The sequence below is a fragment of the Burkholderia sp. 9777_1386 genome, assembly GCF_015712265.1.
GTDB classification, from domain to species: Bacteria; Pseudomonadota; Gammaproteobacteria; order Burkholderiales; family Burkholderiaceae; genus Burkholderia; species Burkholderia cenocepacia.
On record NZ_JACCQB010000049.1, the window covers coordinates 1 to 12,926 of the forward strand.

Genomic DNA, 12,926 nt, shown 5'->3' on the forward strand with positions numbered 1-12,926 from the left:
ATGCGAGCAGGGAGGCTCGCTTACGCGCCAAATTCACTGAATTGAGCGCCGATTCGCTTCGTCATCCAGAAAATTTGAAGCCATCTCGCCTGCAACTTCGGAAGTTGGTCCATTGATCAGCGTTTCCCTAGAGGAGTCGACGGATGAATTTTCGAATCAGATGTGCGGGCAAGGCGCTGCTCGTGGTGGTGGCCATCGGGGTGCTCGGTGGGGTCGTGATGATGTTGTGGAACTGGGTGATGCCGGCGCTATTCGTTGGCGCCCGGACGATCGACTTCGCTCATGCGCTGGGCCTGCTCGTGTTGAGCCGCATCCTGTTCGGCGGATTCCGCGGACACCGCGGCTGGCACGGCCGGCGCCACTGGCGCAAGTGGGAAGCCATGACGCCGGAAGAGCGCGAGCAGTTCCGAGCCGCATGGCGGTCGCGCGGCAAGCGGCCCACGGAGGAGTGACCATGCGCGAGAAATCAGCGGCCGACTGCAAGCAGAAGGCGGGCGTGATTGCGCCGGTCGTCGATCTGAAGCGTTGCGAAGGCAAGGGCGATTGCGTCACCGTTTGCCCCGAAAACGTGTTCGAGGTCCGGCGCATCGACGAGGCCGATTATCTCGACCTCGGTCTGATGCATCGCTTGAAGCTGCGCGTGCATGGAATGAAGGTCGCGTACACGCCGAATGCGCAAGCCTGTCGGTCATGCGGGCTTTGCGTGACGGCGTGTCCCGAGCGCGCGATCACGCTCGCGAGAAGGGCATAGCGTCGCCCGTGCTCGCCGATGATGGAGCGGTAGCGCCGCAGGCCTGATGGCGGATAGCAGTCGCTGGATACGCCGTCTACGTGATCAAACTCATCAAGGAACGCACTTGGTTTCTACCACCCACGCTCTTTTGCAACGGCTTCATGAAGAGAGCCAGCGCGAAATCATCGCCCGCGCCCGCGCGCAGTTCCAGGGGCCGAACGAGGCGTTTCCGACGCTCGTCGACGAATACGAAGCACTCGCCCCGAGGTTGCGAGGGCGGTTTCTCGAAACGTTCGGCCTGTTCACCGAAGATTTCGAGTCGTCGGCGGGCAGTGCGCTATCGTTGGCCGTGTCGGCGGAAACGGGAAGGTTCTTGCGCAACATGGTGCTCGCGCAACGGCCGACCAGAATTCTCGAACTCGGCAGTTCCTGCGGTGTGTCGACCCTGTATTTCGCCGACGCGCTGCGGACGTTGGGCCGTGGCGTGGTCATCGCGACCGAAGGCGATGCGCTCAAGTGCGCGCGTTTGCGCGACCACGTCGAAACTGCGGGCCTGGAGGCCTATGTCGACGTGCGGGAGGGCGATGTGTTCGACACGGTTGCCGGGCTGGACGGGACTGTCGACATGGTGTTTATCGACGTCTGGGCCGACGCCTATCTGAAGCTGTTCAAGCAGATCGAGCGCCTGCTGCGGCCCGGATCGGTCGTGCTGGCCGACAACATGTACACGGCCGAGGACGCCGTGCGACCGTACAAGCAATACCTCGACGAGGAGCCGCGGTTTTCGACTACGACGCTGGATTTTGAGTCGGGGGTTGAGTTTACGGTTGTCGTTGCTTGAGCGGGGAGTTCTTGTGAATCCGGGGAGGCATGGAGCTGGGCTGGTCCCCCCGACAGGAATCGAACCTGTATCTAGCGCTTAGGAGGCGCTTGTTCTATCCATTGAACTACGGGGAGAGCCATATCCGGGCATTCGCGCAAAAGAAGGCGAACCGGACGGCGGTGTGGACAGCGCGCAGAGTATAGCAAACGCGCGGCGCGTCGGCGGGGCGGAATGCCCCCGCGACGCGCGTATCGCGTAATCAACCGCGATCGAAACGGAAAATCAGAAATCGACGACGACGAAATCTTCCTTGCCCACGTCGCACAGCGGGCAGCGCCAGTCCGCCGGAATGTCGGCGAAACGCGTGCCGGCCGGAATGCCTTCGTCGGGCAGCCCTTCCGCTTCGTTGTAGACCCACCCGCAAATCAGGCAGACCCAGCTCTGGTATTCGGTTACTTCGCTCATGTTGCGCTCGGGATAATGAAAATTCGGCGATGCCGTCCGCAGCCTGGCCGGCGGACGAAAGGCGCAATGGTACCGGAATTTCGCCGAACGCCTGCGCAACGTCGTTTTAAACGTACGCATCGCGAACAACCGGCGCCGTCGCGTCGGTCGGGCATGCAGTGTATGCTTCGTGAGCCTGTCAATCTGAAGGAGGAAACGATGCTCAACAGAAAGTGGATCGCGGGTGCAGTCTGTGTCGCGGCGCTGGCCGTATCGACGCTCGCGCGCGCCGAAGCGCGTGTGTTCTTCGTCGAGCCGCAGGACGGCGCGACGGTGTCGAGCCCCGTGCACGTGAAGTTCGGTCTCGAAGGCATGGCGCTCAAGCCGGCCGGCGACATGACCCCGGATACCGGTCATCATCATCTGCTGATCGACGGCAAGCCGGTGCCGAAGGGCGACGTGATCCCGGCGACCGACCATTCGCTGCATTTCGGCAAGGCCCAGACCGAAACCGACGTGAAGCTGCCGCCTGGCCAGCATACGCTGACGCTGCAGCTCGGTGACGGCGCGCACCGTTCGTACGGTCCCGAACTGAGCTCGACGATCACGGTCAACGTGAAATAATCGCACGTCCCGCGCCGGCGCTCGCCGCGCCGCGCACGGGATCGGTCGATCGGCCGGCCGCGGGCATCCGGCCGGCGTTCGGCCGTTTACGCGGGCACGTAAACGACGGCCGGCATCCAAAGCGAAAAACCGTCCGCAACCCGCTCCCGGCATCGCGCCGACGCGCTTCAAGCGCATCCCGCGGCGCTCGTCCGTCCAGCCAAGCCGATCCCGGCCCGCGCGCCCGGTACAATGGGCGCTTCCGATTTCTCTCTTCGCCGTCTCCCCATGTCGCTCTATTCCATTACCGGCGCGCAGCTCGCGTTCGGTCACGTCGCGTTGCTCGATCACGCGGATTTCTCGCTGGAAGCCGGCGAGCGGGTCGGCCTGATCGGCCGCAACGGCGCGGGCAAGTCGTCGCTGCTGAAGATCGTCGCCGATCTCGCGAAGCCCGACGACGGGCTGGTCACGCGCCAGCAGGAGCTCGTGACGGTCTACGTGCCGCAGGAGCCCGAATTCGAGCCGGGCGCGACGGTGTTCGACGCGGTCGCGTCAGGGCTCGCGCATACGCGCGAACTGCTCGAAGAATACGATTCGATCGCGCACCGCCTCGCGGAGATCCCGGAAGGTGCCGAACACGATGCGCTGCTCGCGCGGATGAACGCGCTGCAGTCGTCGCTGGACGCGCACGACGCGTGGAACTGGCGCACCCGCGTGTCGATGACGCTCGCGCAGATCGGCCTGCAGGACGTCGACGCAAGCGTCGAAGCGCTGTCGGGCGGGATGCAGAAGCGCGTCGCGCTGGCGCGCGCGCTGGTGCTGCAGCCCGACGTGCTGCTGCTCGACGAGCCGACCAACCACCTCGACTTCGACGGCATCCGCTGGCTGGAAGAGCTGCTCGTCGCGCAGCGCGCGGGCCTGCTGTTCATCACCCACGATCGCGCATTCCTCGACCGCGTCGCGACGCGCATCGTCGAGCTCGATCGCGGCCGGCTGCTGTCGTACCCGGGCAATTTTTCCGCGTACCAGACGCGCAAGGCGCAGCAGCTCGAAGTCGAGCGGGTGGAGAACGAGAAGTTCGACAAGCTGCTCGCGCAGGAAGAAGTGTGGATCCGCAAGGGCGTCGAAGCGCGCCGTACGCGCAGCGTGGGCCGCATCGCGCGGCTCGTGCAGATGCGCAACGAGCGCGCGGAGCGCCGCAATGCGCAGGGCAACGTGAAGCTGGACGTCGCGCAGGGCGAGAAGTCCGGCAAGATCGTCGCGGAGCTGACCGACGTGACGAAGCGTTACGGCGGCCGCACGGTGGTCGACCGCTTCTCGACGACGGTCATGCGCGGCGACAAGATCGGCTTCGTCGGCCCGAACGGCGCCGGCAAGACCACGTTGCTGAAACTGATCCTCGGCGACCTGAAGCCCGACGAAGGCACGGTGCGCACCGGCACGAACCTGCAGGTCGCGTATTTCGACCAGATGCGCGCGCAGCTCGACCAGGAGAAGAGCCTCGCGGATACGATCAGCCCCGGCAGCGAATGGGTCGAGATCGGCGGCGTGCGCAAGCACGTGATGAGCTATCTCGGCGATTTCCTGTTCGCGCCGGAACGCGCGCGTTCGCCGGTGAAGTCGCTGTCCGGCGGCGAGCGCAACCGGCTGCTGCTCGCGCGCCTGTTCGCGCGCCCGGCCAACGTGCTGGTGCTCGACGAACCGACCAACGACCTCGACATCCCGACGCTCGAACTGCTCGAAGAGCTGCTGGCCGACTACGACGGCACGGTGCTGCTCGTCAGCCACGATCGCGCGTTCCTCGACAACGTCGTGACGTCGGTGATCGCGGCGGAGGGTGACGGCAAGTGGCGCGAATATGTCGGCGGCTTCACCGACTGGCAGATCCAGAGCGAGCGCTCGGAGCAGCTCGCGCAGCAGGAAGCGGCGAAGCGCGCGGTCAAGGAAGCGGCGCCCGCGAAGGACGAGCCGGCGAAGAGCGCGGCCGGCCGCAACGCGCAGCGCACGGTGAAGCTGTCGTTCAACGAGCAGCGCGAGCTCGATTCCCTTCCGGAGAAGATCACCGCGCTCGAAGCCGAGCAGAAGACGATCAATGCACAACTCGAGGACGGCTCCATTTTCGCGAAGGACCCGCAGGAAGGCACGCGCCTGACCGAGCGGTTCGCGGCTATCGACGACGAATTGCTCGCCGCGCTCGAACGGTGGGAAACGCTCGAGGCGAAGCGCAAGCCGGTGTGACGCGTGCGGCGCGCGCCGATCCCGCGATTGGCGCGCCACGCGGAACCAGTAAAATACCGCGCGTTCAGGGGCGCGCAGCGCACGCCGCGCGCCCGCTTTCGGAGCAGTCCAAGCACACCGTTGTTTCGATTCGCTTTTTTACGGAACTCAACGTTTTGTCCACGACGTTATCCACACGAGATGTGGACAACGTCCCGATGAATGACGAAATTCAGCGCCTATGTCAACGAAGAAACCCAGCGCGGCCTATAGCGAAGCATCGATCAAGGTGCTCAAGGGTCTCGAGCCGGTCAAGCAGCGGCCCGGCATGTACACCCGTACCGAGAATCCGCTGCACATCATCCAGGAAGTCATCGACAACGCGTCCGACGAGGCGCTCGGCGGCTACGGCAAGCAGATCACGGTCACGCTGCACGCCGACCAGTCGGTCTCGGTCGAGGACGACGGCCGCGGCATCCCGTTCGGCATGCACCCCGAAGAAGGCGTGCCGGTCGTCGAGATCGTGTTCACGCGCCTGCACGCGGGCGGCAAGTTCGACAAGGCCGCGGGCGGCGCGTATACGTTCTCGGGCGGCCTGCACGGCGTCGGCGTATCGGTGACGAACGCACTCGCGACGCGACTCGACGTGACGGTCTGGCGCGACGGCAAGATGGCCGAGCTCGGCTTCGCGGAAGGCGACGTGGTCAAGCCGCTCGCGACGCAGGCGGCGGGGCGCGGCGAGAAGAAATCCGGCACGCGCGTGCAGGTGTGGCCGAATCCGAAGTACTTCGATTCGCCGAACCTGCCGCTCGGCGAGCTGCAGCGCCTGCTGCGCTCGAAGGCCGTGCTGCTGCCGGGCGTCGAGGTCGTGCTCGTCAACGAGAAGACGGGCGAGCGCCAGACGTGGAAGTACGAAGACGGCCTGCGCGGCTACCTGCTCGACGAAATGAACGGCAGCGAGCTGCTGATCCCGCTGTTCGAAGGCGAGCGTTTCGCCGATTCGCGTTCGACCGACGAAACCTTCGCCGAGGGCGAAGGCGCGTCGTGGGTCGTCGCATGGAGCGAGGAAGGTTCGCTCGTGCGCGAGTCGTACGTGAACCTCATTCCGACGCCGGCCGGCGGCACGCACGAGTCGGGCCTGCGCGATGGTCTCTACCAGGCGGTGAAGAGCTTCGTCGAGCTGCACAACCTGCAGCCGAAGGGCGTGAAGCTGCTCGCGGAAGACGTGTTCGCGCGCGTGTCGTTCGTGCTGTCCGCGAAGGTGCTCGATCCGCAGTTCCAGGGGCAGATCAAGGAGCGGCTGAACAGCCGCGACGCGGTGAAGCTCGTGTCGTCGTTCTCGCGTCCGGCGCTCGAACTGTGGCTGAACCAGCACGTCGAGCACGGCAAGAAGCTCGCCGAACTCGTGATCAAGCAGGCGCAGGCGCGCACGCGCGCGGGCCAGAAGGTCGAGAAGCGCAAGAGCTCGGGCGTCGCGGTGCTGCCCGGCAAGCTGACCGATTGCGAGACGGAAGATATCGCGCGCAACGAACTGTTCCTCGTCGAGGGCGACTCGGCGGGCGGCTCCGCGAAGATGGGCCGCGACAAGGAATACCAGGCGATCCTGCCGCTGCGCGGCAAGGTGCTGAACACGTGGGAAACCGAGCGCGACCGCCTGTTCGCGAACAACGAGGTGCACGACATCTCGGTCGCGATCGGCGTCGATCCGCACAGCCCGGACGACGGCGTCGACCTGTCGAACCTGCGCTACGGCAAGATCTGCATCCTGTCGGACGCTGACGTCGACGGCTCGCACATCCAGGTGCTGCTGCTCACGCTGTTCTTCAAGCATTTCCCGCAGCTGATCGAGCGCGGCCACGTGTACGTCGCGCGCCCGCCGCTGTTCCGCGTCGATGCGCCCGCGCGCGGCAAGAAGCCCGCACAGAAGCTCTATGCACTCGACGACGGCGAGCTCGAGGCGATCCTCGACAAGCTGCGCAAGGACGGCGTGCGCGACACGCAGTGGAGCATCAGCCGCTTCAAGGGCCTCGGCGAAATGAGCGCCGAGCAGCTGTGGGACACGACGATGAACCCCGACACGCGCCGCCTGATGCCGGTGAAGCTCGGCGAGCTCGACTACGAGGCGACGGTCGCGCGGATGACGATGCTGATGGGCAAGGGCGAGGCAGCCGCGCGGCGCGGCTGGCTCGAGGAAAAGGGCAACGACGTCGAAGCGGACATTTAAGCGGAGCATCCGCGCGGCCGGGCATGACGCCCGGCCCGGCCTCACGCCACTTACGAATACGGAATTCAGATGGACGACAATACTTCCGATCTCTTTGCCGGGTCCGATGCACCGGATGCCGAAGCGCTGACGCTCGGCAATTACGCGGAGCAGGCGTATCTCAGCTACGCGGTCAGCGTCGTGAAGAGCCGCGCGCTGCCCGACGTGTGCGACGGCCAGAAGCCGGTGCAGCGCCGGATCCTGTTCGCGATGAACGAAATGGGTCTTGGCCCGGACGCGAAGCCGGTGAAGTCGGCGCGCGTGGTCGGCGACGTGCTCGGTAAATACCATCCGCACGGCGACCAGTCGGCGTACGACGCGCTGGTGCGGCTCGCGCAGGATTTCTCGCTGCGCTACCCGCTGATCGACGGGCAGGGCAACTTCGGCTCGCGCGACGGCGACGGCGCGGCGGCGATGCGTTACACGGAAGCGCGCCTCACGCCGATCGCGAAGCTGCTGCTCGACGAGATCGACCAGGGCACGGTCGACTTCATGCCGAACTACGACGGCTCGTTCGAGGAGCCGAAGACGCTGCCGAGCCGCATGCCGTTCGTGCTGCTGAACGGCGCGTCGGGCATCGCGGTCGGCCTCGCGACCGAAATCCCGTCGCACAACCTGCGCGAAGTCGCGGCCGCGGCGGTCGCGCTGATCCGCAATCCGAAGCTCACGCACGCGGAGCTGATGAGCCTGATTCCCGGTCCGGATTTCCCCGGCGGCGGCCAGATCATCTCGAGCGACACCGAAATCTCGGCGGCGTACGAAACGGGGCGCGGCAGCCTGAAGGTGCGCGCGAAGTGGAAGATCGAGGATCTCGCGCGCGGCCAGTGGCAGCTCGTCGTGACCGAACTGCCGCCGAACACGTCGGGCCAGAAGGTGCTCGAGGAAATCGAGGAACTGACCAACCCGAAGCTCAAGCTCGGCAAGAAGACGCTGACGCCCGAGCAGCTCAACACGAAGAAGGCGATGCTCGACCTGCTCGACGCAGTGCGCGACGAGTCGGGCAAGGAAGCGGCGGTGCGGCTCGTGTTCGAGCCGAAGTCGCGCACGATCGACCAGACGGAATTCGTGAACACGCTGCTCGCGTACACGAGCCTCGAATCGAACGCGACGCTGAACCTCGTGATGATCGGCGCGGATGGCCGGCCGGGCCAGAAGGGCTTGCTGACGATCCTCGACGAATGGGTGAAGTTCCGCCAGCTGACGATGACGCGCCGTTGCCGCCATCGTCTCGCGAAGGTCGACGACCGCATCCACATCCTCGAAGGGCGGATGATCGTCTTCCTGAACATCGACGAGGTGATCCGCATCATCCGCGAGTCGGACGAGCCGAAGGCCGCGCTGATAAGCGCGTTCGGCCTCAGCGAGCGGCAGGCCGAGGACATTCTCGAAATCCGCCTGCGCCAGCTCGCGCGGCTCGAGAAGATCAAGATCGAGAAGGAACTCGAAGCGCTGCGCGACGAGAAGGCGAAGCTCGAGGAGCTGCTCGCCAACGACAGCGCGATGAAGCGGCTGATGATCAAGGAGATCGAGGCCGACGCGAAGCAGTACGGCGACGATCGCCGCACGCTGATCCAGCAGGAAAAGCGCGCGACGTTCGAGGCGAAGGTGGTCGACGAGCCGGTGACGGTCGTCGTGTCGCAGAAGGGCTGGGTGCGCGCGCTGAAGGGCCACGGGCTCGACCCGGCCGGCTTCACGTTCAAGGCAGGCGACCACCTGTACGCGGCGTTCCAGTGCCGCACGCCGGATCGCCTGATCGCATGGGGCAGCAGCGGCCGCGTGTATTCGGTCGACGTGTCGGTGCTGCCGGGCGGGCGCGGCGACGGCGTGCCGGTCACGTCGCTGATCGAGCTCGAATCGGGCTCGCACCTGATGCACTACTACGCGGCGCCGGCCGACCAGCAGTTGCTGCTCGCGTCGAGCAACGGCTTCGGCTTCCTCGCGAAGGTCGGCGACATGGTGAGCCGCGTGAAGGCCGGCAAGTCCTTCATGACGATCGATGCGGGCGCGGTGCCGCTCGCGCCGATGCCGGTACTGCCGAACGCGACGCAGGTCGCGTGCCTGTCGAGCGGCGGGCGCTTGCTGGTGTTCGGGATGGACGAGATGAAGACGCTGTCCGGCGGCGGGCGCGGCGTGATCCTGATGGCGCTCGACGACAAGGAAACGCTCGTGCAGGCGCTGGCGATCGATCCGGCCGGCGTCGTGCTGATCGGCACCGGCCGCGGCGGCAAGGCGCAGGACGACACGCTGTCGTACGCCGGGCTCGCGCCGCACATCGGCAAGCGCGCACGCAAGGGCCGCACGCCGGAGACGAAGCTCAAGGTCGTCAACGAGCTGCGCCCGCTGCTCGGCTGACGCCGCGCGGGGCGTCCGGATCGTCCGGTTCGACGGTTCGGCCGCGATCGATGGCCGCACGTCCGCTTCGGCGGCCGTGCGGCTTTTTCTTTTTGACGCGGGGATTCGGGTAAGCAAGCGTGGCGCTGTCACGCGGAATTTGCAAAATAGTGTGAAATCGCGCTGAGGGTCTGAACCGCGACGCGACTGGCTGGTCGAACGTCGCTTGATGCCGCGCGCGACGCGGCCGTTCGCTGCCCCCCCTCATACAGGATCGTCGCCATGTCCCACGCCGTTGCCGTCGCGCTGTTTCTTCACCTGCTGGCCGTCGCCGTGTGGGTGGGCGGGATGGTCTTCGCGCACTTCTGCCTGCGCCCGGCGCTGTCCGACCTGTCGCCGCAGTTGCGGTTGCCGCTGATCGAAGGCGTGTTCGGCCGCTTCTTCAACTGGGTGTCGGGGGCCGTGATCGTGATCCTGCTGTCCGGCGGTTTCCTGCTGACGAGCTTCGGCGGCGCACACGCGACGTGGTCGCTGCATGCGATGGCCGGGCTCGGCGTCGTGATGATGCTGATCTTCGGGCACATCCGCTTCGCGCTGTTCCCGCGCATTCGCCGTGCGGTGCAGGCGCAGAACTGGCCGGACGGCGCGCGCGCGGTGAACGCGGTACGCCTGCTCGTCGTCGTGAATCTCGTGCTCGGCGTCGTCACGATCGGCGCGGCCGTGCTGTCGCGCGGTTTCTGACCGGCCGGCGTCCGGCCGCTGCCGGGTCGCCGCGGGCCTGGCGGCACGCGGCGCTACGCGGCCAGCATCGCGTCGAGCAGCCATGAACCGGCCGGCCCGAGCGGCCGGTTGCGCGACCACACCGCATCCACCCGCACGCGGCGCGGCCAGCCGCGCGAGCGCAGCTCGCACAGGCGGTCGCGCGCGAAGTGCTCGACCATCCAGCGCGGCAGTTCCGCCCAGCCGAACCCCAGCACCGCCATCTCCAGCAGCATCAGGTAGCTCGGCGCCAGCCAGTGCTGCGTGCCGACGACGATCCGGTCGTCGGTGCCGCGACCTTCCGTCTTCACGTAGGTATTGAGGCGCAGTTCGCGCACGTCGCGCAGCGCCGCGTGCGGCACCTCGGCGTCGCCGTATTCGGCAAGCGCGTGCGTGCGGCCGACGAACAGTCCGATCTCCGATTCCTCCGCCACCGTCGCCGCGCCGATATCGGCCGGGTAGGCCGCGCGCGCGGCCATCAGCCCGAGTTGCGCGCGGCCTTGCTGGATCAGGTCGAGCACGTCGTCGTGCTCGGCGATCTGGCATTCGAGCTCGAGCGCCGGAAAGCGCCGTTCGAGCGCCATCAGTGTCTCTTCGTAGCGCTTCGACTGGTACGTATCGGAGACGACGAGCGTGAGCCGCGCTTCCTCGCCGTGCGCGAGCCGGGCGGCCGTGCGGTCGATCGCCGCGCTGGCCTCGAGCGCGCGCTGTACCTGCGGCAGCAGCGCGCGGCCGGCGTCGGTGAGCGTCGGCGTGCGCGTCGAGCGATCGAACAACGGCACGCCCAGATCGATTTCGAGGTTCGCAATCGCTTCCGACACGGTCGACTGGCGCTTGCCGAGCTTGCGCGCGGCGGCCGTGAACGAGCCGAGCAGCGCCGCTTCGGCGAATGCGAGCAGGGCTTCGGGGGCGTGGTGCATGCAGTGCTCCAGGCGGTGATATATCGGTAAAACCGATGATATCAAACTGGATTCATACGGTATTGCCGATCAAAATGGCCGCCATGGATCAGGTAACGCATTGGAGCGAATCATGAAACAGATCAACAAAACGGTGACGGAGCGCCTGCTGCACGCGCTGACGTTCGAGCTGGTGGCGATCGCGCTGTGCGCGCCGATCGGCGCGTGGCTGCTCGACATGCCGGTGTCGCACGTCGGCGTGCTGACGGTGATGGTGTCGCTGATCGCGATGGCGTGGAACATGACCTTCAACGCGCTGTTCGACCGCTTCGAGCGGCGGGCCGGGTTGTCGCGCACGCTCGGCATGCGGATCGCGCATGCGGTGACGTTCGAACTCGGCCTCGTCGCGATGGTGGTGCCGGTGGCCGCATGGTGGCTGAACGTGAGCCTCGTCGAGGCGCTGCTGCTCGACCTGGGCATCGTGCTGTTCTTCCTGCCTTACACGTTCTGCTTCAACCTCGCGTACGACGCGCTGCGCGCCCGCTGGATGGCACGCCGGGTCGCGATGCGGGCCGGTTGAGCCGGTGAGGCGAACCCGGCCGGGCAGCGCGACGGCCGCCGCCCGTCAGTGCGCGGCGGCCCACAGCCACACGCTGCAGGCCACGGCGACCGCGCCGTATACGGCATAAACGGGCACCTTGAAGCGCGTGAAGCACAGCGTCGCGAAGGCGCCCGTCAGCCAGTAAACCGGGTCGGCCGGTTCGCGATGCAGGATCTTGACGACGGCGACCACGAGAAAGCCCGTCGTCGCCGCGCGCAGCAGGCGCATCCCGTGCTCGAAGCGCGAATGGCGCTTGAGCCGGAGCAGGTGGTTCTGCGCGAACACGACGAGGCATCCCGACGGAATGAACAGCGCGGCGGTGGCGAGCAGCGCGCCGACCCAGCCGTCGGTCAGGTAGCCGAGAAACGGCACCACGTTCAGCAACGGCCCCGGCGCGACCGGCGACAGCGCGAACGCCAGCGTGAAGTCGTGATCGGAGATGCCGGTCGCCGGCGAGACGAACAGCGTCTTGAGCACCGGCAGCGCGGAGAAGCCGCCGCCGAACAGCGTCATGCCGGCGCCCGCGAGCCGCGGCCACAGCAATTGCGCCTGGTAATCGCCGGGCAACGGCACCGCGAACAGCAGCACCAGCACGCCGAGCAGCACGAGCAGGCTGCGGTCGCGCTTCGACAGCGTGAAATCGACCGCGTCGCGTTGCGGCGGCCCCGTCAGCCAGCCCGCTGCAAACGCGGCGAACAGAATCCCGACGAAAGCGGCCGGACTATGCGCGAAAGCGAGCAGAATCGTCGAGAGCGCGGCGATCGCCTGTTCGAGCCGCGTGCGCGCGAGCGAGCGCAACTGCTTGACCCACGTGACGCCGATCAGCGCGGCGAGCACCATCCCGAAGTGATTGATCAGCATCGGCGCGGCAAGCGAGCGCACGAGCGGCGTCTGATAGAAGATCGCGAACAGCGTCATCAGGATCGAGAACGGCAGCACGCTCGCCATGCCGGCGACCCATGCGCCGGCACGGCCGTGCAGCGTCTGCCCGACCTGCACGGCAACGTTGCAGCCGACGGGGCCCGGTACGAGCCACGCGAGCGCGACGAGATCGCCGAAAACGTGCGGCTCGATGCGCTGCAGCCGCTCCACGTAATGGCGTTCGAGTTGCGCCATCATCGAAAGCCCGCCCCACGAGACGGCCGAAATGCCGGCGACGACCTTGAACAAGGCCCACAGGGATGCGGGTGCCTCTTCGACACGCGTGGTCGCTTCGACTTCGACGGTTGTCATGATTGTGTGGTTGGCGCAGG

12 protein-coding genes and 1 tRNA gene are annotated in these 12,926 nt (G+C 66.5%); 9 read left to right on the forward strand and 4 right to left on the reverse strand.

All coding sequences use genetic code 11. The annotated features are described in order from the left end of the window. The first annotated feature begins 143 nt into the window (after positions 1-143). From H0X91_RS27560 to H0X91_RS27570, 3 genes are read left to right on the forward strand one after another with little or no spacing between them, the layout of a single operon-like run. Complete coding sequence (locus H0X91_RS27560; RefSeq protein WP_006487637.1) at positions 144-452, forward strand: hypothetical protein; 309 nt, start codon at positions 144-146, stop codon at positions 450-452. Positions 453-454: 2 nt separating this feature from the next. Further along, positions 455-751, forward strand: a complete 297-nt coding sequence (locus H0X91_RS27565) for a 4Fe-4S dicluster domain-containing protein (RefSeq protein WP_006487655.1) — start codon at positions 455-457, stop codon at positions 749-751. 46 nt (positions 752-797) lie between these two features. Further along, positions 798-1,574 carry an O-methyltransferase gene (locus tag H0X91_RS27570; protein ID WP_369718848.1) on the forward strand — a complete coding sequence of 259 codons (777 nt, stop codon included), beginning with the start codon at positions 798-800 and terminating at the stop codon, positions 1,572-1,574. Positions 1,575-1,615: 41 nt separating this feature from the next. Here H0X91_RS27570 and H0X91_RS27575 read toward each other — a convergent pair. Next, a tRNA-Arg gene (locus H0X91_RS27575) sits at positions 1,616-1,690 on the reverse strand. 148 nt (positions 1,691-1,838) lie between these two features. Continuing rightward, positions 1,839-2,021 (reverse strand): rubredoxin, encoded by a 183-nt coding sequence (locus H0X91_RS27580; protein ID WP_006478164.1) that lies wholly within the window; start codon positions 2,019-2,021, stop codon positions 1,839-1,841. Between the two features lie 198 nt (positions 2,022-2,219). Here H0X91_RS27580 and H0X91_RS27585 point away from each other — a divergent pair, with 198 nt between their 5' ends. The 5 genes from H0X91_RS27585 (at position 2,220) to H0X91_RS27605 (ending at position 10,155) form a co-directional block, all read left to right on the forward strand. Continuing rightward, entirely contained in the window at positions 2,220-2,624 is a 405-nt protein-coding gene (locus H0X91_RS27585) for a DUF4399 domain-containing protein (protein ID WP_012328968.1), read from the forward strand. Between the two features lie 267 nt (positions 2,625-2,891). Then, positions 2,892-4,841 (forward strand): ATP-binding cassette domain-containing protein, encoded by a 1,950-nt coding sequence (locus H0X91_RS27590; RefSeq protein ID WP_428845260.1) that lies wholly within the window; start codon positions 2,892-2,894, stop codon positions 4,839-4,841. A 220-nt stretch (positions 4,842-5,061) separates the two neighbouring features. Continuing rightward, positions 5,062-7,044 carry a DNA topoisomerase IV subunit B gene (gene parE / locus H0X91_RS27595; RefSeq protein WP_006497076.1) on the forward strand — a complete coding sequence of 661 codons (1,983 nt, stop codon included), beginning with the start codon at positions 5,062-5,064 and terminating at the stop codon, positions 7,042-7,044. Positions 7,045-7,113: 69 nt separating this feature from the next. After that, positions 7,114-9,435, forward strand: a complete 2,322-nt coding sequence (gene parC / locus H0X91_RS27600; RefSeq protein ID WP_196433528.1) for a DNA topoisomerase IV subunit A — start codon at positions 7,114-7,116, stop codon at positions 9,433-9,435. A 261-nt stretch (positions 9,436-9,696) separates the two neighbouring features. Then, positions 9,697-10,155: a CopD family protein gene (locus H0X91_RS27605; protein WP_006487629.1), complete on the forward strand. Its 459-nt coding sequence runs from the start codon at positions 9,697-9,699 to the stop codon at positions 10,153-10,155. A 53-nt stretch (positions 10,156-10,208) separates the two neighbouring features. Here H0X91_RS27605 and H0X91_RS27610 read toward each other — a convergent pair whose 3' ends face one another. Then, positions 10,209-11,093 carry a LysR family transcriptional regulator gene (locus tag H0X91_RS27610; RefSeq protein ID WP_060266999.1) on the reverse strand — a complete coding sequence of 295 codons (885 nt, stop codon included), beginning with the start codon at positions 11,091-11,093 and terminating at the stop codon, positions 10,209-10,211. 112 nt (positions 11,094-11,205) lie between these two features. Here H0X91_RS27610 and H0X91_RS27615 point away from each other — a divergent pair, with 112 nt between their 5' ends. Beyond that, complete coding sequence (locus H0X91_RS27615) at positions 11,206-11,652, forward strand: multidrug/biocide efflux PACE transporter (RefSeq protein ID WP_034178454.1); 447 nt, start codon at positions 11,206-11,208, stop codon at positions 11,650-11,652. A 45-nt stretch (positions 11,653-11,697) separates the two neighbouring features. On the opposite strand, the gene H0X91_RS27620 is transcribed toward H0X91_RS27615, so the two are convergent. Next, positions 11,698-12,906 (reverse strand): chromate transporter, encoded by a 1,209-nt coding sequence (locus tag H0X91_RS27620; protein ID WP_006487623.1) that lies wholly within the window; start codon positions 12,904-12,906, stop codon positions 11,698-11,700. Positions 12,907-12,926: the final 20 nt, after the last annotated feature.